This window comes from Vibrio splendidus (assembly GCF_024347615.1).
Lineage (GTDB): Bacteria > Pseudomonadota > Gammaproteobacteria > Enterobacterales > Vibrionaceae > Vibrio > Vibrio splendidus.
Map to the genome: position 1 here is coordinate 2,057,276 of NZ_AP025508.1, position 17,233 is coordinate 2,074,508.

Annotated in this window: 20 protein-coding genes; 3 read left to right on the forward strand and 17 right to left on the reverse strand. The window is 41.9% G+C overall.

Annotated elements, in window-relative coordinates; all coding sequences use genetic code 11:
* Positions 1 to 3 precede the first annotated feature (3 nt).
* Together OCU90_RS09300 and OCU90_RS09305 are read right to left on the reverse strand one after the other, a co-directional pair.
* Positions 4 to 1,662 carry a hypothetical protein gene (locus OCU90_RS09300; protein WP_061024234.1) on the reverse strand — a complete coding sequence of 553 codons (1,659 nt, stop codon included), beginning with the start codon at positions 1,660 to 1,662 and terminating at the stop codon, positions 4 to 6.
* Positions 1,663 to 1,923: 261 nt separating this feature from the next.
* Positions 1,924 to 2,268: a hypothetical protein gene (locus OCU90_RS09305; RefSeq protein ID WP_061024239.1), complete on the reverse strand. Its 345-nt coding sequence runs from the start codon at positions 2,266 to 2,268 to the stop codon at positions 1,924 to 1,926.
* Positions 2,269 to 2,515: 247 nt separating this feature from the next.
* On the opposite strand from OCU90_RS09305, the gene OCU90_RS09310 reads away from it, so the two are divergent.
* Genes OCU90_RS09310 through OCU90_RS09320 form a run of 3 tightly spaced genes read left to right on the forward strand, consistent with a single transcriptional unit; the run spans position 2,516 to position 3,666 of the window.
* A complete protein-coding gene (locus OCU90_RS09310) occupies positions 2,516 to 2,866 on the forward strand; it encodes a hypothetical protein (protein WP_061024242.1) in 351 nt (116 codons plus the stop codon).
* Complete coding sequence (locus tag OCU90_RS09315; protein WP_155647281.1) at positions 2,866 to 3,042, forward strand: hypothetical protein; 177 nt, start codon at positions 2,866 to 2,868, stop codon at positions 3,040 to 3,042. The genes OCU90_RS09310 and OCU90_RS09315 overlap by 1 nt, the downstream gene beginning before the upstream one ends.
* Positions 3,043 to 3,063: 21 nt before the next feature.
* The gene (locus tag OCU90_RS09320) at positions 3,064 to 3,666 is read left to right on the forward strand and encodes a hypothetical protein (protein ID WP_061024244.1); all 603 of its coding nucleotides are present in this window, start codon (positions 3,064 to 3,066) and stop codon (positions 3,664 to 3,666) included.
* A 311-nt stretch (positions 3,667 to 3,977) separates the two neighbouring features.
* Here the strand turns inward: OCU90_RS09320 and OCU90_RS09325 are convergent, their stop codons facing one another.
* The 15 genes from OCU90_RS09325 to OCU90_RS09395 all read right to left on the reverse strand — a co-directional run bounded on the left by OCU90_RS09325 (position 3,978) and on the right by OCU90_RS09395 (position 17,230).
* Positions 3,978 to 4,214 carry a hypothetical protein gene (locus OCU90_RS09325; RefSeq protein WP_061024249.1) on the reverse strand — a complete coding sequence of 79 codons (237 nt, stop codon included), beginning with the start codon at positions 4,212 to 4,214 and terminating at the stop codon, positions 3,978 to 3,980.
* Positions 4,215 to 4,218: 4 nt separating this feature from the next.
* Complete coding sequence (locus tag OCU90_RS09330) at positions 4,219 to 4,746, reverse strand: hypothetical protein (protein ID WP_061024251.1); 528 nt, start codon at positions 4,744 to 4,746, stop codon at positions 4,219 to 4,221.
* 9 nt (positions 4,747 to 4,755) lie between these two features.
* Complete coding sequence (locus OCU90_RS09335) at positions 4,756 to 5,412, reverse strand: hypothetical protein (protein ID WP_061024252.1); 657 nt, start codon at positions 5,410 to 5,412, stop codon at positions 4,756 to 4,758.
* Complete coding sequence (locus OCU90_RS09340) at positions 5,405 to 5,818, reverse strand: hypothetical protein (protein ID WP_061024253.1); 414 nt, start codon at positions 5,816 to 5,818, stop codon at positions 5,405 to 5,407. Before OCU90_RS09340 ends, OCU90_RS09335 begins: the two co-directional genes overlap by 8 nt.
* A gap of 3 nt (positions 5,819 to 5,821) precedes the next feature.
* The gene (locus OCU90_RS09345) at positions 5,822 to 6,514 is read right to left on the reverse strand and encodes an adenine nucleotide alpha hydrolase family protein (RefSeq protein ID WP_061024254.1); all 693 of its coding nucleotides are present in this window, start codon (positions 6,512 to 6,514) and stop codon (positions 5,822 to 5,824) included.
* Positions 6,515 to 6,517: 3 nt separating this feature from the next.
* Complete coding sequence (locus OCU90_RS09350; protein ID WP_061024256.1) at positions 6,518 to 8,596, reverse strand: phage tail protein; 2,079 nt, start codon at positions 8,594 to 8,596, stop codon at positions 6,518 to 6,520.
* The gene (locus tag OCU90_RS09355; RefSeq protein ID WP_061024258.1) at positions 8,593 to 10,227 is read right to left on the reverse strand and encodes a hypothetical protein; all 1,635 of its coding nucleotides are present in this window, start codon (positions 10,225 to 10,227) and stop codon (positions 8,593 to 8,595) included. Before OCU90_RS09355 ends, OCU90_RS09350 begins: the two co-directional genes overlap by 4 nt.
* Positions 10,214 to 10,561: a hypothetical protein gene (locus OCU90_RS09360; RefSeq protein WP_061024260.1), complete on the reverse strand. Its 348-nt coding sequence runs from the start codon at positions 10,559 to 10,561 to the stop codon at positions 10,214 to 10,216. Before OCU90_RS09360 ends, OCU90_RS09355 begins: the two co-directional genes overlap by 14 nt.
* Positions 10,562 to 10,688: 127 nt before the next feature.
* Positions 10,689 to 12,884: a tail fiber protein gene (locus OCU90_RS09365; protein WP_061024262.1), complete on the reverse strand. Its 2,196-nt coding sequence runs from the start codon at positions 12,882 to 12,884 to the stop codon at positions 10,689 to 10,691.
* A 14-nt stretch (positions 12,885 to 12,898) separates the two neighbouring features.
* Positions 12,899 to 13,564 (reverse strand): phage adaptor protein, encoded by a 666-nt coding sequence (locus OCU90_RS09370; protein WP_061024264.1) that lies wholly within the window; start codon positions 13,562 to 13,564, stop codon positions 12,899 to 12,901.
* A gap of 8 nt (positions 13,565 to 13,572) precedes the next feature.
* Positions 13,573 to 14,145, reverse strand: coding sequence for a hypothetical protein (locus OCU90_RS09375; RefSeq protein WP_061024266.1), 573 nt, complete (start codon positions 14,143 to 14,145; stop codon positions 13,573 to 13,575).
* Positions 14,146 to 14,148: 3 nt separating this feature from the next.
* The gene (locus OCU90_RS09380; RefSeq protein ID WP_061024268.1) at positions 14,149 to 14,622 is read right to left on the reverse strand and encodes a hypothetical protein; all 474 of its coding nucleotides are present in this window, start codon (positions 14,620 to 14,622) and stop codon (positions 14,149 to 14,151) included.
* 139 nt (positions 14,623 to 14,761) lie between these two features.
* Positions 14,762 to 15,433, reverse strand: coding sequence for an Ig-like domain-containing protein (locus OCU90_RS09385; protein WP_061024270.1), 672 nt, complete (start codon positions 15,431 to 15,433; stop codon positions 14,762 to 14,764).
* A gap of 68 nt (positions 15,434 to 15,501) precedes the next feature.
* Positions 15,502 to 15,924 carry a hypothetical protein gene (locus OCU90_RS09390; RefSeq protein WP_061024272.1) on the reverse strand — a complete coding sequence of 141 codons (423 nt, stop codon included), beginning with the start codon at positions 15,922 to 15,924 and terminating at the stop codon, positions 15,502 to 15,504.
* A gap of 52 nt (positions 15,925 to 15,976) precedes the next feature.
* Positions 15,977 to 17,230: a N4-gp56 family major capsid protein gene (locus OCU90_RS09395; protein WP_061024274.1), complete on the reverse strand. Its 1,254-nt coding sequence runs from the start codon at positions 17,228 to 17,230 to the stop codon at positions 15,977 to 15,979.
* Between the last annotated feature and the right edge of the window lie 3 nt (positions 17,231 to 17,233).

The following is a 17,233-nucleotide window of genomic DNA, read 5'->3' on the forward strand; positions in this document are numbered from 1 at the left end:
TCGCTACCTATTAAAACTATTTAAGCCAAGACGCTCGTTGTAATTAAGCATCTGTTCTGTGCGATCGCTTTGCGGTTGTGGTTGGTTGCCCGCGTTCTGGTTTCTCTGATACTCATCTGCACTAAAGTTATCTTCGTAACCGCTGTTGTTTTGAGCTTGCTTTGTCTGATTCATGATTTCTGTAACGCTTAAACCCTCTGTTTTATTTGGGTTTACATTTCCGCTAGTAGCCGGGTTTCCATTCCATTCATTAGCAATTCGATCAGATTGGCTTTTGGCATCATTCCCGCCTTTTTGTTTAATATCGCCAGAAGTGATTTTTCCATTAACCCACTGCTCAACCTTGGCCGGACTTATGCCTTGATCAATTGCTTGGCGTAACGCGTTTTTGTCATCTTCATCAAAATCATAATTTTTGTAGAGAGAAACCACGTTGTTAACCATCTTATTGGTAGCTTGCGTTCGCTTCCTAGCTGGCGCGTCTGGGTCGTTAACGGTTGTAAACGTGCTCCATGCTTCAGTCTTAGATTTCGTTCTGGCCTCACCTTCTTTTTGAAGGCGTTGGATCTCTTTTTGTTTTTGATCTGGCTCGAGCTGGACGTTATTTTGAATAGAATCAATTTGCTCTTGGGTTTGTTTCTCAATATCTGCAATGTCGGCCATGTATTCTTTGGTGTATTTAGTTCCAACACCAGAATCACCACCAGCACCCAAAGTAGAATAACCACCACCCGAACCTGATCGAGTTCCGGCCTTTTTATTAGAACCAAGCGATCGACCTTCCTGAAGGTATCGCCAATTGTTTAGCTGCGTTTGGCTCAACTCGTTTCTAGTTTTGGCGATCGTGTCCATGCGTGAAGTCAATTCACCAATAGGTACAAGACGCGGGTTATCATCTGGGTGACTGCTTCTATTCATCGTAACGGGAACCTCAATAGACTTACCGTTATCGAGTTCTAACCGCTGCTGAATGTAAAAACCTTGCCCGTCTTCACTAGGTATAATTGAAGAGATATTACGGCTATGAATCTTGTGTGATTTGCCTTTCGCGTCCGTGTAGGTCTTAGGCAAAGTGTCGGCTTTAGTGATTTCAGAAAAAAGCGTGTCTACGGAGTTAAGTAGAGTCGGATCGTTCGCCTCTGGTAAATCTCCATTTGCTGCGTTTCTTAGAATCTGAACACCTTCACCAAGGGCTTGCCCCGTCTTTTCACCAAGGATATTAGCAAGGTCGAATTGCGGGTTATCTTTCATGAACTTGATGTTTTCAGGGGATTCCAACTTTGAAAAATCACCCGAAGCAATGGCAAGGTCTAAAGCTGGCAAGTAAGTATTTTTATAACCCTCTTGGCGATTTCTTAATACTTGCTGGTGGTCATATTCTTCCTGCTTTTGGTCCCAAAGAATATCGTTACGCTTATTGGTTTTAGTGCGGTCTTCTAAACCATGCTGCCATTGCGTATCTTCTCGACCTTCTAGAGTTTTTTGGCGCGAAAGACGGCTCTCACGGTCTTCTAGGCCGTTCTCCCACTGCGTGTCTTGTCTTCCTTCTAGAGTGTCTTGGCGCGCAAGACGGCGCTCTCTGTCTTCTGCTGAGTTGGCTCTATCAATAATCTTATTACCTAACCCAAAGCCTTCCGAAAAGCTTCTAATTACGTCAGCCATTATTCAATCCCCCTTTCATGTCATTGACTCATTATAAACAATTTGACACGAACGGCACATTTAGATTGACGATTGAAACCATTAGGCGCGAAGGGTATTAAGCGGAATTTAATGGGTTGATAGTTGCTTTATGAATTTTTTGAGGAGGATTTAAACGAATTGGTGCAAGAGGATATTTAAGGTACAGGAAAGTTTGAAGCTGGTACTAGCAAAACACAACTTTGAGTTTTGCTATAAAAGAACAAATTAGCCCCAAACCGACTACAAATACACGATTTTATTACCATCTATCTTAAAGAGTTTTTTCTTCTTCAAACCTTCAATGATGATATCGACTTCAGAACTAGATATCCCTCCCTGAAAATTAAACATAGTGCTAATAAAGTTCTTCATAGTGCTGACTTTTGACGGTCGGCTTTTCAATACTCGCCCTTCAACATCAGCAACAACACTAGCCTTTGACTTGGTGATAGGCTGTTGAACTTGAACCTTTGGGTTTTTCTCTTCCATGGCTTGTACTGAAGTTTGAATTAGATACTGAGCCAGCTTCATTCTTTCAAGTTCTGTCAGGTTCCCACACGCCAACTTAACTACTTCGTAACTCATTTGCTCACCTCAATCCAAATTTTTCTATGCGTAACCTTTTATACTATCAAATCATATACATATCTATGTACAGATATGTATAGCTATGTATAGGTATGTATGAGAATGATACTCATCACAGAAATTAACACAAGACGAGCGTATTTTACACGCGTGAACCTATGCTAGTGACTTTATTGTAAATAGAGCACCACCGCGTAGATAAACAACAAGGTAGACCAACCAAAAATGAAAGTAAGGGACCATCATGACCGAAATTATTAAAGATAATTTATTGAGAGCTATTGCCGAAAAAACAATGTCATACCTTTTAGCCTGTCACATCAGAGGGGGAAAGGCCAAGAACAGAGGCCGTAGTTTTGAAGAAGTGCATTTATATACAGGCCAAGACATCATAGATACGGCTAAAATGCTGACCAATTTAATGAACCACCATTTAGTCGAAGAGTTTGATCATTCCGGCGAACTACACTATCGACCTATCAACGTACCCGACCATATAAATATACGATCTGGATTAAACGATATTCTTTCCTACTCAGAATCTGCCATTTCAAACGTTACATTTGGCGAATTAATGTCACAAGGAAATGAATAATGAAAAAATTCCCACCTATTCTACTGCTTACTTATCTGCTATTTGGGTGCTCTATTCACAATTCAAATACAGACGGCCAGAACGAACATCAAGACGAACCGGACGGTTCTGGTGGAGTTGTCTTTTCTGAGACAATAGACGCGAGGCCAGTAGTGGTTTCAAACTTAACCCGTTAATGCATAAGCAGAGAGTAAAAAATGAAAAAACCTATATTTCCCTTAGTGGCTCTTGCATTTTCATTTAGCTTAGTTGGCTGTTCATCTGGTGGCGTTTATGCTTTTTGTTCAGTTGGTAATGTATCTACAGACCTTAAGAGTTATAGAAAAGACCATGATTATAGAAAAGTGCTTGTTGACGAGAACAACGGGCTAGGCACTCTTATTTGTAACCAGTTCAATAAGAACAAAGTGGATTGCTTCACATACGATCAGATCTTCTCGCCTCTTGACGACTTTACCCACGCTCAAATAGCTAAGAAGCTAAAAGACGATGGTTTCGATTCTGTGATAACAGTCAAAGGGAAAGGAAACCAAGTAAACACTTATAATGGTGGATCCTTTTCAACTTTGAACGCTTCAACTCTTGGCAATACAACTAGCGGGACCGTTGTTACAACCAATATATCGAGTCAATCAAGAGACTATGCGCTTGAGTATCTTACTTTCGATGTAAGCACAGAAAAGAAGATATACAGCGCTAGTGCCTACACAAGTGGGTCTGGTTCGGCCTGCATTGGCAATGACTCATATTGGCGTTCTCAAGCCGAATACGTTGTTAAAGATATCCTCTTAACTAAATAGAACAAGGTAGACCAACCATGAATAAACAATCACGCATCTTTAAGAATATATTTAACATCGTAATTTTGTATTTATTACAGATAGGAAACGTTTTTGCTGACAGATTTGAAACTGATGATTGCAAATATACAGATGATTGCGGGTCATACAGTTTTTCAAGTTTTCTAGTTGGCATGGCAGTTTTCGCGGGGCTCGTATATTTAAGAAAAGACCAAATAAAATTCTGGGAGTTTTGTGTTTACATGCTGATTGGTGCTTTTACTATGTTTCTTCTCAAGTAAATGAAAAGGCGCTCAAATAGAGCGCCTTTTTTAGAACAAGCTTGCGGCTAAACCACCGATTACCGCACCAGCTACAGCACCAACCGGACCAAATGACATACCAATCGTTGCACCAGCACCAGCACCAGCCATTACACCTTGTTTCTTTTGTTGCTTAATTTGCTTGTTAGTGGCATCCCGTTGTTGCTCTTGATTCACCATTTTTGACATTGAATTAAGAGACATATTTTTTTGGTTTCGACCTACATCGATTAATCCATAACCCATATTATCAACCCCCACCTAGCTTGTTAATTTGTTGCTTCGCACTTGTCCCGCCTGTCATTAACGACAATTGAAGATCACCAATGGCCTGACGCGAGTTGTTGTTTGCGCTTGCCAAAGACAAAGCGTTTTCGTTTGCCAAGTTAGTCTTGGTTTGCTCCGTTCGCATATCACCGAGGCCAAACCTAGCACTAGAATTTGCTTGTTGCTGATCTGCTTGTCTAAAGTTTCTAACGGCCGTTTCCGTATTTCGAGCAATCTGATTGTTATACAGATCATTCCCCATAGCTAAACCAACTAGATTTTTCTCCGTAGGCTGAAAGCGTTGAATGTAATCATCGTACTGCGCTCTCGTAAGAGCTGCCATTGTATCGGAATAACCTTTATCACCACCTTGATAGTTAACATGACCATTAGTGGCAATTACTGGTGGCGGTGGAACCGGTTGCGGCAAACCTAAAGAGCTATCACCTCTTCGGTTGCTCCAACGCTGCGAACCGCCCATATCTCTATCTCTACCTCCAAAACCTGCCATTGCGTCACCTTATGCGTTTGCTAGGCCGTAGCCTACGTTATTGTCTGCTGGCATAGTAGTTCCACCAGTCGCGTTACTAAGACCACCTTTAACCACGTTATAAGCATTTTTGGTCCATTCAGGATTACTAGCCAATGTTGAAGCACCTAAGCCAACCGCCGCTGCTGGCAAGCTAACCTTATTGGCCTCCGCTATTGCATCACTTGATGCTTTTCGGCCTGAAGCGGCTGAAATGTCCTGTAGTCCTGCGGTTGCTTGTGCCTCTTGACCTTTACCAATGGCTACAACGTTTTTCATGTTTCCAGTGTAACGTTGAGTTGCGTTATGTTGTCCTGCGCTGGTGGTCTGGTTCTCTTTTCCTAACTTGTCTTCGATAAGATTAGTTTGAGCACCAGAAGCTTTACCCGAGGCCGGGTTAACACCCGCTGCCGCTAGCCCACGATCAACTTGTTTGCCCGCTTCATCATAACTAGAGTTAAAAGACGTATTAACATTGCCGGAAACTTTGTCATACTGGCTCTTGTCGCCCATGCTCTTGGTTCTACGAATATATTCGTTTTCCACTGGCACAAAGGTATCTTGATAGTCATTCCATTGATTTGCGGCAACTTTGGCTAACTCCTTTTGATACTTTGTTTCTTTTTGTTCATCGTTTTTCTTACCCATAGTTCAATACCTTCTCGATTTCAAACAGCCCATCACTATCGATTCCTGTTTGCTTAAATCCATGCCGTTCCCACAATCTAACCACACCTTTACGCGCTGTTTTGGTAGTTACTTTTTTTGCGTTAATTTGCTTGGCAAGCTTGTAACAAATCTCTATGTAGTCACTTAGGCCGCTGCCGCTAGTGGACCAAGCGAAAAAGACACACAAGTTAACTTCATCATCGGTGATGATAGGCCGCAATACAGTGGCGCATCGTTCACCCATGAATAAGTGAGCAAGTCCATCATCTAGGTCTTTTAAAATTTCATCTAAAAGTCCTTTTATGTTGTCTCTTTGCTCGACTTCAATAACGCTCTTTGTAAGAACATCGATATACTTCTTGTGGTCTACTTTGCTGTATTTCATTTGCTAAACCTTACGGCCATCTTGATAAACAGGGTTTTCAGGCATGATTTGCATACGTTTAGAATCTACAAACATTTTAATTCTTGGTTGGATAAGACCGACCTCTGCTAGCTGCTTGCAAGAGTGACAATTACCACACCCATCCCATATATGCCCTTCTGCGATCTGAGGAAAGCGACAGGTCCAAAACTCATCGTCACCACATTTAGATACCATTTGGTCTTTGCTTAAACCAACAACCAAAGATTCAAGTCTTATTTGTGGGTGCTTTTCATCTGGGTTATACGCCTTACGCGCCATTAACAGGCACTTGAGCATTTCTTGATACTCTTTAAGGTTCGAACCGTATTCGTCTCGCTCTTCCTTTTCTAGACCGATATACAAAACAACATCATCTTCAGGTTGGTGTACATCAACAACGTAGTTATCAATAAACGCCATGACTACGGCAAGTGCATCACCATAGCCAAAACCTCTGAGCTTAGAGTGAAAGAAGGTAAACTGAGGGTATCTTGATGCCAACTGGCTTACACATTCAAACTCAGCTTGTGCTCTTAACGTATCCATCATTTCATAGTAAATACAAACAAGACCGCCCGAGTTGGTTGGGTCCATACTTAGATATGTTTTAAAGCTTGCTACTGAGTCAGCCCCACCAGAAATAAGCAAATATTTGAATTGGTTGTTCTGTTCCACTTTTTATCTCCTACCTAAGTTCACGGTTAGATTTTGATTTGTTATTGAATAAAATCCGGTAGTACTCACAACTCTAAATGAATTGTTTTTACCGAAACCAGCACCCGGAATGGTTGTTGATATATATACCTGACCTTCTGAATACCAAAATTCGTAATTAATCGACCAATTACCAGAATCACCACCGCCGACCCAAACCCGCCCCGTTTGTCTCGATTGAACGCTTAACTTGAATGAGCTTCCGATATTGGTCCATGGTCCACCATCAACCGAGATCTCAACTTTGATATATGAATTTTCTGGTAGACCACCAGGTCGATATTTAGCGTTATACCTAGAACTTAATCTATGTGGGTTGTAAATCGTCCCTGTGTAGCTAACGATAAGGTTAGTTAGATAATTTGACGCTTTTACAATTCCGTCTAGTTTCAATGTGCCAAGAATGATTTTATTAGTTCCCGCCAACACTGCACCGCCCCTCATCGACTTTGCGGCAGTCAACGTTTGGCCTTTCAATACAAAATCTTCGGCAACAACTTGGTTCGCGGTTAATTTCCCTGTCAGTAATGAAACGGGGAACTCGCCAGAAGTTGCAACTATACGGCCCCTGATGTATGCATTTTGAGCAGTTAAAAAACCACTTTCATCAACAAAGAAATTGGAGTTTTTATCGTTGATTCTCGGCGTTATTAACTTGGGTGATTTAATTTCCGTGTTTGCAACGATCTTATCCGCAATCACATCACCAGCAACTAATTCACGAATGTTCGCAACTTTGATGTAGGTGGTATTGATAGCTAGGATGTATTTAATCGGCTCATCCGGTGCTGTTTTGTTTTGATCAACTAACGCTTTCCATTCGTCCCATGCTGGATTTTTTGTGGTACCGAAAACAGGAACAGCTTCTGTACCCTTGCCAGCGCCATATTCGCGGTCATAAACGACTTGGAAATTGCTATTTTTCACTACAAAATTTGCGTCTCTAACACCCGTCTTTGAGTTCGATTCCGCAACTAAGCCAACACTAGCGATCAAATCACCAGCTTTCGCTTTAACCTCCCATAGAGATTTGACTCCGTTTATATCGGCTACAGTTTGCGACATTGTTGAAACCGAACCTTTGACATTATCGATCTCACTTTTCAGCTCTTGCTTTGCACTGGCTATTGCTTTATTCGTTGTCGTCTTTGTTTGGTAGTTGTTGGTTAAGGTGGCCGCGATACTGGATCCGTTGTCATCTTCTATTTCAGACTTAAGAGTTTGAATTGCGGCTGCAATCGCCTTGTCATTGTCGACAATCGTGTAGTACTTGGTTTCAATAGTCGCTTTAAGGCTTAAGTGCTCAGTTCTGCGGTGAGTATTTTGAACGTCTTCAGTTACCGCGTTCTCTATCACACCTTCAGCGATTAACCTGTCTAATTCATCAACTGTTGCGATATCTGCGAATGCAAACAAATCAGGATTCAATCGATCTTGAATGATATCTAAGAAGTATTGGGGATCGGTTACAGACTTACCATGAAGACCAAACGTAGATTGGATAGGACCAACAGAACCGGAAACATTTACAAATCTAATCCAAAAATAGTAATCACCACTCATTGAAAGCGGTATGCTTCGAATATTGGCCGAAGTGGTATCAATACGAACAGCTTGAGTAAAATCATCCTTAGTTGCTTGAAATATCTCAGTGTAAGCATGACCTTTATATGTTGGTGTATCCCACGTTAAAGTAGTCAGTCCAAAACCGTTATTAATTTGTACATGCTTCGGTAATGTTGGAGTCTCAACCACAGGCTTAACTGGTGTAACAGTGGTCCCACCTCCACCATTACCGCCTGACTTACCAGTAAGGCTAGGATCAATTAATGACTTAATGCGCCCACTTTGGCTAATCGAGGCAAGCTTAAGCTCTTCTAAATCTTCCCATAAAACAGCCTTCTTACCGCCGTGACCACGTTGGCCTGTCAGCATTTCAATATTTTCAGCTATTGCGCTAGCTACCGGATCAGAAGGTTGTTTTGAGGGAATAGCCTGAAACTTGCCCTTCTTTTTATTTCCTTGAAGCGTTTTCGTCGTCATACGCGCCAAACCTCTGAGACGCTTGTAGCAAGACAAGCCTGTTTAACCATTCCGGTCCCGTAAAACTCGATTTGCCAAATTTCGCCACGCTTAGGCGGGATTCGGATCGGCTTATTCTTGAATATTTTTGGCTGATAATCATGAATCACTTTACCGTCCACAATGATTCTAGCGCCCACTAGTGCCGGATCTTCTGCAATCACATAAAGAGTGTTGAAGCTTGGGGATAAGCCAAAGAACTCTTTACTACGCCATGTGTAATCAATATCCGGTCCTTTCTTCCACTCGGCTATGTCATTGCCGTCAGAACTACGCATATAAAACGTATTTGTGCGTAAATTGGTATAACCAAAATTTGTCCCGACATTGAAAAAAGTAAGATCCCCAACTGAAGGATCGAAGATAAACGCTTTGTCTAACTTGGTTCCGTAGAATGCTAAATATTTAGAGTCGTAGTAATAAGCCTCAATACTTTCCGGCTTGATAGAGGTCCAAAAATCCGTTGAAATAATGTCTTTGGTTAGTAGTGCAACGTCTTGTCCTGTAAAACCAACTAGCCCCATTGGAGAGGCATATATCACAAGGTTATCTACGTTTAGCATCGAGCGCTTTGAAACACACGCTTGCATTGAATCAAGCTTTCTACCGCTCATTGAATCTGGTGAAACACCTTGAAATATTTCAGGGTAACCCTTAGTACCGACTACCAGAACGTTAGAAACTGCGGCCATTGCCACAATGTCATGCTCTGTTGTCAATCGATACTCACTAGGCCACGCATGAGGCAAGAACGGTTCACAAAAAGCAACGTTGTTCCCCCAAGAACCCGCTAAAATCCCGTTAGGCATTAACGTTAGATTAATCATTTCTTTGTTTGGCATTTCGTAGTTGTCCGAAAGTAACGATTGTCCTAGCTGACTATCAGTTAATGTATCGGTGAAACTCAATTGTGATGTTTTTATTTCAGCTACTAGATACCAATCAGCTTGATTTCCACCAGAAGCCGATCGATAGATTCTTCTTTTAGTTATGTTGCCAGTTAAGTTAACGGGTGCTGGAATGGTCAACACCACACTCGAACTTGGATACTTGATCTCTAACTGATTACTTGCTGGTGAAGGCGCGCCCTCTTCCCCTTGATCTGTGACAAACGTATAGATATAAAATCTCGTTTCATCATCGTCTTTGTTATCTACGCTAGGTAAAGGAATTGGATCGATTACTTGCCCGACAATTTGTGAACTACCAGCAGGAACGCCAAGCGTATTAGCAGCAAATGGATCTCCTGAATTTGGAATTGTTGTGTTGTTAAGAACTTGAGGCGGTTGTAGTTTACCGACTGTAGTTTCCTCACCAGTAAAATAGACGCGGCCCCATGGGTCACCGTCAATCGGTGATAGCACTACATCAACATCACTATTCCAACGTAACCAAATTTTTTCTTGGTACTGGTATATGGTTCTAACGGTAGGTCCAATAGAAATTGCGGTGCTTTTGGGACTTTGATAAGGCTGCAAGTACCCAATTGGGTATTCGCAATCTTGCGCGATGGTCGCAAATTCAGGGCTTAATAATCTAGGCGCGATTTTGGGGCGTTGACCACGAAATGATAATAGGTTAATTACTGCCATTTGCTTTCACCTTCGAGATCTTAGCCAGCTTCACCTCTATCGCATTAACCTTGTCGTTAAATCTAAGTTCAGCGTTGGTAACACGATCTCTAAACTGACTATCAAGAGCAAAAACGTTCTTTTGCACATCCCCCCTAAGCGAAGCAACGCTAGAGTTTACGTTTCTTTCAAAGTCGCTTACATCACCAGCCAATTGATCTAAGCTTTTCGCAATCGCAATATCATTAGCTTCCATTTTATCCAATCGATATGTGATTAATGTCCCTGTTCCAATGAGCGAAGCGCACAACAACAAAAGGCCTAGCGGGTTATCTCTGAGTAATCGAGCAAACATATCGGCTCCTTAGCATGTTTCATTTAACTCAAGTATAAACCCGTTCGATACTTAATGTCCCTTTCGTATCCAAATCGAAAAACAAAAAGGGAAGCTATTAGCTTCCCTTTTTGGTTATCAATTATCTTTACTTAGCTTTTACGAACCACTGAGGAACGCCAAACAATTTATAAACATCTGAATCATGTGGTGATGCTTGTGTGCCAGCAAAATAAATATTACCTGTTGTGTGATCAACCACAACCCCAGTAGAGTCTAAATTATGGTTCGTATCTTTAATGGCAATAAATTTGCCCTGACCATTCTTTCTAAGATAAAGAACGGACGAGGTATAGAGCATTAGGAATACATCCTTGGTCCGTGGGTTAACGGATATACTAACTTGTGCAGAGTCCTTTTTAAATGTGTCTTCTTGCTCCCATTGACCCACTCCACCACGCTTTATTGATAGTCTTCCTTCCTTCTTATCAATCACGTAAACATCGCCAGTTAATCTGTCTATATTAACCCCTGTAGGTATTATAGTTTTACTAGCGTTTTGCGTAGCATAACCTTCGCTAACCCATGCCGATGCACCGTTAGCAAGTTTGAACACTTCAGCTTTGTTTTGGTCAGTAACCCAAACATCACCATTTTTTTGGTTTACTGCAATGGAATCAGCATGCTTACCACCATCAGTTTTATAGTGCTGAGATTCCCAATTACCACCAGCGCTTTTTTTGAAGATTTCTGATTTTAAAAATGTATCTGCTACCCAGAGATCGCCATTGAACTCATTTACAGCAATAGCTTTGGGGTAAGCAAGACCAACATAACCTTGAGATATCCAAGGACCAACACCACCAGCTTGCTTAAATACATCCAAAGTTTTGGTGTCACTCCCAATCGTCCCAATAACGAAAATGTCTTGGGTTTTTGTATTAATAGCTATGCCTTTGATTCTTTCTCCCTTGTCGTATCCAAGTTGCCTTGGAGCACCGTATGGAGCTACTGGCAAAACCTCTTGAGAAGGTATATTGAAAGTATCTTTACCATCACCAACACCGTACTTAACGCCTATCTTGCTATACAAGTCACTATAAGCATTTCTTGATATTGCTTCTCCACCACAATACAAATAATTTTTTGGGTCGGCGTCAGATCCGTCTATTAGGGTGTATGAACCTACAGGGTTTCCATCACCACCAGAACCGCCACCACTAGACGGCTTAGGCATCGGTATGAAATACATCGAAATTGGCCCGCCTTGCCAATTAGGATTGCCTTCAGTCACAAAAGATAATTGATTAGTCGCGATATCATAGGATATCTCTGAGAGCTTAAACATTTCTACCGGATAAGTATTAACGTCCTGAGAGTAAGCCCATACCCAATCGAACTTATTCAACATTCTCTCTAAGCTATCGAATGACTTAATACCATCATCATTGTATGCGTATGCTCTAAATAGATTGCCGTCACCCTGAGTAAATCCTCCATTGTTTTGTAAGTCACTCCCTGACCACATACCAAGATTCAAAGGGGTTGGAGCTACACTTGGTCGGCTATCTGAAATTGCTCTTTCAAGTTTTTTAATCTTGTCAAGCACATCATCTAGTTGATCGTAGTTAACAGCCTGACCAGTATCATTACCCGCCAATAGGTTTAGTATTTTGTGGCCCTTAAGATCAAGATCACTCTTACCTATTTCCACGCCTGTGCTGGTTCCGGTGCCTGTTCCCGTACCTGTGCTGTTTTTGCCGGGATCACCTTTTATACCCGGATCGCCTTTAGGTATTCCAAGAGTGACGGTGCCAGTACTGCGATCCCAAGTTACTGTTGCTTGCGAACCCGCTTGAAGCGTTGTGGCATTTAGAATCTTAATTTCATTTTTAGAGGCTGCTATTACACTTGCTGCAAGTTTATTAATGTTTGCTTCAACTTGCTTTATCGGCTCTACGCCAATAGTTTGGCCGTTACCAAGATCAAAATTAATAAGCGGAGCGTTCGAGGTATAGAACTCATGAACTTGGTCAAATAAGCTTTGTTTACCATTGACCAACTGAGCAACCATAGCGGCCGTTCTGGTTGTAAGGTTGAGTGATACATTACGAATAACCGCATATTCACCGTTAGGTGGCGGTGTACCTTCGAACGAGTTTATTAAGGTTAAGTGGTTATTGTCGGTGATGTAGTCAATTTCATGAATTTCACCACTAACAATAACAATATCACCAGCTAACGGTTTAACGGCATCGTCTTTCCAATACGTATGAGAACCTACTAACTCCTTAGATCCTTTGGTTGCCGTTATCGTTCCTTTTCTATACCAACGTGTAGCCATGTGTTCGGTCCTATTTATCGTGGTTTGTTTTGCGCTCTTTGGTTGCTGGTGGCTTTTACTGCATCACTTTGGTTTTTATTACCAAGAATCGTGTTAAAAGCTGCCAATGCCAGATTTGCTTTATTGGAGTTTGCGGCGAACTCGTTATCTTGGCTAAACGCTAGATAAACCATGTATTCAATTAGAGCGTTGTCATAGAGAGGACCAAGTAACAAAGGCACATCATTGGTGTATTCGCTTTGGGTTATGTCTTCAGGAATAGCCGCTTCAATGATTTGTATCTTATGTTGGTCTTTTACTGCCGGATAAAGATAGAAGACCTTCGGATCACGTTCTTCATAGAGATAACAATCCGCTTCATCCCCAGGTGTTGAATTTCTCCATTCTGGATAGTAGTTATCAAGCATCAACATATCGTGAGGGCCACGAATGGCCTTGCCTTTGTCATTGCGAACAACATTGATAAGGAAATTGGTACGCTCTGTTAGTTTTTGTTCAGTTCCTTCCACACAAACAAATTCATGATTGAGAACATAAGCGTCTGGACGAACCGCGAGAATGGCTTTAATTGCTGAGTTAACGTAATCCAGCATATCGTCATCTGACCAACGAATTGCATCTTCGTCGATCAAACGTCTCTGAACCTGTCTAACGATTGTTTTTACGGTGGTATTAGCCATAACTACACCTAGTAGAAGTTGCGCTTACGCACTTTGTTGTTAAAAGTATTCCAACCGTCACGGCGATCACGGAAAGCATTTCTCGCGCCTTCGTTAAAATCCCGTCTTAAATCAATAGCTAGATCGGAGTTAGACCAAATCTCACTTGGCATAAGTCGAAGTCTTGCCGCCGCCCCTGCTGCTATAGCTTCGCCATACAATGCAGCTATTCGGTCATCGATTGCTGTGTTGTCTAGGTTTGGGATAACTACGCAAAGAACATTCATATCTGGCAAGTTCTTTTTAGATTCGATCGATTGAGGTGTAGAGACTGTGTAATCATCATCTACATAAAGCTCTTTAGTCCGGCCATTGTCGTGATAGCTTGCGGATTCGACCTTTAACATAGTGAAGTGGCTTGGTGGGAGTAGATCTGTTGGCTTGTTTGCCTCTACGTTCGTCAGCTTTGCAATGTGCGTGATAGCTTCAGAAGTATAAGCAAACTCTTTAAAAGCGTCCTTCAAAGCATCGAGCATCATCATATCGATAACGCTCGGACACTTTCGGCGCACCAACGGAAACAGATCGGCTAGTGCTGCCATTCGTTAAGCCTCTTTCAGTTCAGGGTTACCGTGTTTTTCATGTAGAGATTCACGGATACGGTTTCGAAGCGCTTCAACTGGTGATTCATCGTCTTGAACAATTGGCTTGTTAACGTCAATTGATAAGCCTTCGGACACTACAATCGTGCTCAGTTTCGCCTTAGTGAATTTAGAAATATCGAGTACTTCACCATCAATGATCACTAAGTAAGTATTCGCTGCGTCTTCGTTGTGTTGCTGAAGGCGTTGTTTTTCTGCGGCTAGTCGCTCCGCTTCTTTCAACTCTTCGTTTTGTTTCATGATCTCTTTTGCCTGTTCAGGCGTTGCAAAAGTATCTTTGAACTTTAATAGCTCGTAGCCGTTCTGTTCATCGATTGATACGGCAACACCACGCGGGAAAATGTATTCAGAAAATCCACGAGACATTTTCTTTTCTTCGTTTGGGCCAATGTAAACAATCTTCATTTTGTCGGTCATAGTTAATATCCCTTGCTGGTATAGATAATTACAATTTTGATTTTTTTCGAGTTTTGAGCTGCCATAATAACACCTATGAGTTTTGTTCGTTACTTGATAAATACACGTTCAGATCACTTAGATTCGAAAAGAAAAAGCTCTAGGTAATAGTAAGCTCAAGTTTTGATACTACCGATCCAATCGTACCAATCACTTCAACAGTACCCGCCTTTTTAAAGCTTATGTTTCCGTCAGATTGTGCGGTTGCAATCGTACCGTCCGAAACGGACCAGACAACACCGTTAAGGCTAGCGCCTTTAGGAATAGCGTCTACTGCATATACCGTAGGAATATCGCTAGTAGTCGGTGACATATCGCTTGAAATAACACTGAATGATTGAAGCGTTGGTCTTGCTGATTTTGAGGTATGAGTATCGTGATATAAATCTTGTGCGTGTTTTTGTTCTTGACCGATAGCCGGGTCTATAACGGCAAACAGTAGGAAAGGCCCGCGCTCATCAATATCAAAATTGATACCATCGAGGTAAGTAAATGCTGAACTTGATACATCGATAACTTGAGTAATGGCGTAGTTAACACGATCTCGACTTTGGACGAATAACTGTAGCTTTTTACCCGTTCCAATATCTTCATTGAAGATCTTAAGCTCGTTTAGTGTGATACCTATTGGTAGCTCTGCCAGTTCAATAACATCACCGCTCTGAACCTTTAGCTCATCGATATCAAACTGAAAACATTCACCTGATAAATTGCCGTGAGTACCGTTGTAAACTTTGTCTTTTGCTGTATATGCTTTCTTGGTATTTGCCATTTTATCCACCTAATAAAAAAGCCAACCCGTTACGGTTGGCTTTGGGCTATTAAAGCAAGCTAGTGCTATTAAGAGGCACCAACCGATTGAGTGACGATCTCATAAGCGAGGTTTTTTTTACCTGTCACTGTAGTTTTGGTTACAATCACGACTTTAGTTTCTACCTGTGGATCTGGCATTGTCGGGAAGTAAACGCTCGTATCTGAATCGATAACGCCAGCGGCCTTAATTTCAGTATCAACAATAACAGTGGCGATCACGCTATCGTCTTTAGCATTCAATAGCTTTACTGATACTTCACCAGCCGTAAAAGCATCTTTTACAAAAAGCTTCGCTTGGATTAGTCGAACGCCAATGCCAAGGTGAAAGATTTCAAGCTTATCGTTAGCTGCGGCCGCAAAGCCTTTAGCAATACCTTGCTTGGTTGATAGGTTACCGTGAGTACCGTTGTAAATTCGGTCCTTCACTGTATAGGCTTGTTTCGTTGCCATGGTATTTAGTCCTTATAAAACAGGAATAGCCCACCGAAGCGGGCCAACCTAGTTAGCTCATAGTTACTGCTGTATCTAGAACCGCTACACCGTAGTCATTGATACGGCCGTTTTTCTCTTCAAAACGAACCTTAGCTAGACCGTTCATCCAAGCAATAGACGTTTCACGGCCATTGTCGTGATCGACTTTCTTAGTTGTCATTTTGAACTGTGCTTGGCTTGACGTTTTACCGTAAGCATTCGCTAGAGCTTGACCACCAAGTAACATAGCTCGATCAACAGTTACACCAGTAGGGATAACCGCACCAGTAGTCTGTGCGTTCTTAGTGTTTGTCGATACCGTAACAGTGTCACCAGCATTAAAACGTACTGGCTTGCTGTATTTACGGATAAGGATATTGCGCCACATTAGGCGGTCACCTTGGAACAACGGATGCTTAAAGCCTTGAGAACGGTTTACCGCTGTAGCAATCAGTGAAGCAACTGAAGTTTCACCTTTAGCGCCAACTTTTTGAATATCATTCCATAGGTCATTCCATTGGCGTGGAGTAACGAACAGAACGTAAAACGGAGACTCACCCGCCAATTGGTCAGCTTCAAACTTGATAGGTTTGATTGGGTGCGCCATTTCTTCTAGGAACAGAGCAATTTCATTGATCTTACCTAGCGTTAACGTATCCGCTGCCGAAATAACATTGGAGTCACCAGTGTTAAGACTCTGAGCATCACCACCGTAAAAATGACGGTCGTATGTAGGCGGCGTAACCTTGTTAACCATGATTTCATTAAAATCAGGATCATCCTCTGTAGGGACAATCATATCTGAAGGAGCAAACGAACCACGCGCACCAGCTACATGGTACGTTGCAATTTCATCTTGCAGATCGTTGAAGTAGCTACCTAGCATAGTGCGGGCAACTTGAAGCAAGTTTTGCTTAGTACGTTGTTGCGACATTTTGCCGCCTGAATCAACGTTGTGACGACCTTGGTTGATCGAAAGTTCAAACTCAACTTTATTCAAGTCTTCACCGCGACCTTCGACTTTCTTATCGCCCATGGTCGGCTTTTTAGTTAGGTTGTGGAATAAATCCATTTCAACCGAATCACCAGCCTGTTTTGAAAGGTCGGTAACCATAACAACCGGAGCGCCCGCTTCAGTTTGGTTTTTATTGCGATTTTTATCTGCTGGAACAGACTTAGGTGCTGAACCTGTCAGCATGTTAACGAAAGTGTTTTGACGGCGAGTATGAGTGAATAACGCCGCACCAAACGCTTTAGCTGCTTGTGCTTTAGTGATAGCTGTCATTAA

What these genes read in the sequence shown, in the direction of transcription:
- OCU90_RS09300 (WP_061024234.1), bottom strand. Translation starts at nt 1,662, where the DNA reads ATGGCTGACGTAATTAGAAGCTTTTCGGAAGGCTTTGGGTTAGGTAAT.
- OCU90_RS09305 (WP_061024239.1), bottom strand. Translation starts at nt 2,268, where the DNA reads ATGAGTTACGAAGTAGTTAAGTTGGCGTGTGGGAACCTGACAGAACTT.
- OCU90_RS09310 (WP_061024242.1), top strand. Translation starts at nt 2,516, where the DNA reads ATGACCGAAATTATTAAAGATAATTTATTGAGAGCTATTGCCGAAAAA.
- OCU90_RS09315 (WP_155647281.1), top strand. Translation starts at nt 2,866, where the DNA reads ATGAAAAAATTCCCACCTATTCTACTGCTTACTTATCTGCTATTTGGG.
- OCU90_RS09320 (WP_061024244.1), top strand. Translation starts at nt 3,064, where the DNA reads ATGAAAAAACCTATATTTCCCTTAGTGGCTCTTGCATTTTCATTTAGC.
- OCU90_RS09325 (WP_061024249.1), bottom strand. Translation starts at nt 4,214, where the DNA reads ATGGGTTATGGATTAATCGATGTAGGTCGAAACCAAAAAAATATGTCT.
- OCU90_RS09330 (WP_061024251.1), bottom strand. Translation starts at nt 4,746, where the DNA reads ATGGCAGGTTTTGGAGGTAGAGATAGAGATATGGGCGGTTCGCAGCGT.
- OCU90_RS09335 (WP_061024252.1), bottom strand. Translation starts at nt 5,412, where the DNA reads ATGGGTAAGAAAAACGATGAACAAAAAGAAACAAAGTATCAAAAGGAG.
- OCU90_RS09340 (WP_061024253.1), bottom strand. Translation starts at nt 5,818, where the DNA reads ATGAAATACAGCAAAGTAGACCACAAGAAGTATATCGATGTTCTTACA.
- OCU90_RS09350 (WP_061024256.1), bottom strand. Translation starts at nt 8,596, where the DNA reads ATGACGACGAAAACGCTTCAAGGAAATAAAAAGAAGGGCAAGTTTCAG.
- OCU90_RS09355 (WP_061024258.1), bottom strand. Translation starts at nt 10,227, where the DNA reads ATGGCAGTAATTAACCTATTATCATTTCGTGGTCAACGCCCCAAAATC.
- OCU90_RS09360 (WP_061024260.1), bottom strand. Translation starts at nt 10,561, where the DNA reads ATGTTTGCTCGATTACTCAGAGATAACCCGCTAGGCCTTTTGTTGTTG.
- OCU90_RS09365 (WP_061024262.1), bottom strand. Translation starts at nt 12,884, where the DNA reads ATGGCTACACGTTGGTATAGAAAAGGAACGATAACGGCAACCAAAGGA.
- OCU90_RS09370 (WP_061024264.1), bottom strand. Translation starts at nt 13,564, where the DNA reads ATGGCTAATACCACCGTAAAAACAATCGTTAGACAGGTTCAGAGACGT.
- OCU90_RS09375 (WP_061024266.1), bottom strand. Translation starts at nt 14,145, where the DNA reads ATGGCAGCACTAGCCGATCTGTTTCCGTTGGTGCGCCGAAAGTGTCCG.
- OCU90_RS09380 (WP_061024268.1), bottom strand. Translation starts at nt 14,622, where the DNA reads ATGACCGACAAAATGAAGATTGTTTACATTGGCCCAAACGAAGAAAAG.
- OCU90_RS09385 (WP_061024270.1), bottom strand. Translation starts at nt 15,433, where the DNA reads ATGGCAAATACCAAGAAAGCATATACAGCAAAAGACAAAGTTTACAAC.
- OCU90_RS09390 (WP_061024272.1), bottom strand. Translation starts at nt 15,924, where the DNA reads ATGGCAACGAAACAAGCCTATACAGTGAAGGACCGAATTTACAACGGT.
- OCU90_RS09395 (WP_061024274.1), bottom strand. Translation starts at nt 17,230, where the DNA reads ATGACAGCTATCACTAAAGCACAAGCAGCTAAAGCGTTTGGTGCGGCG.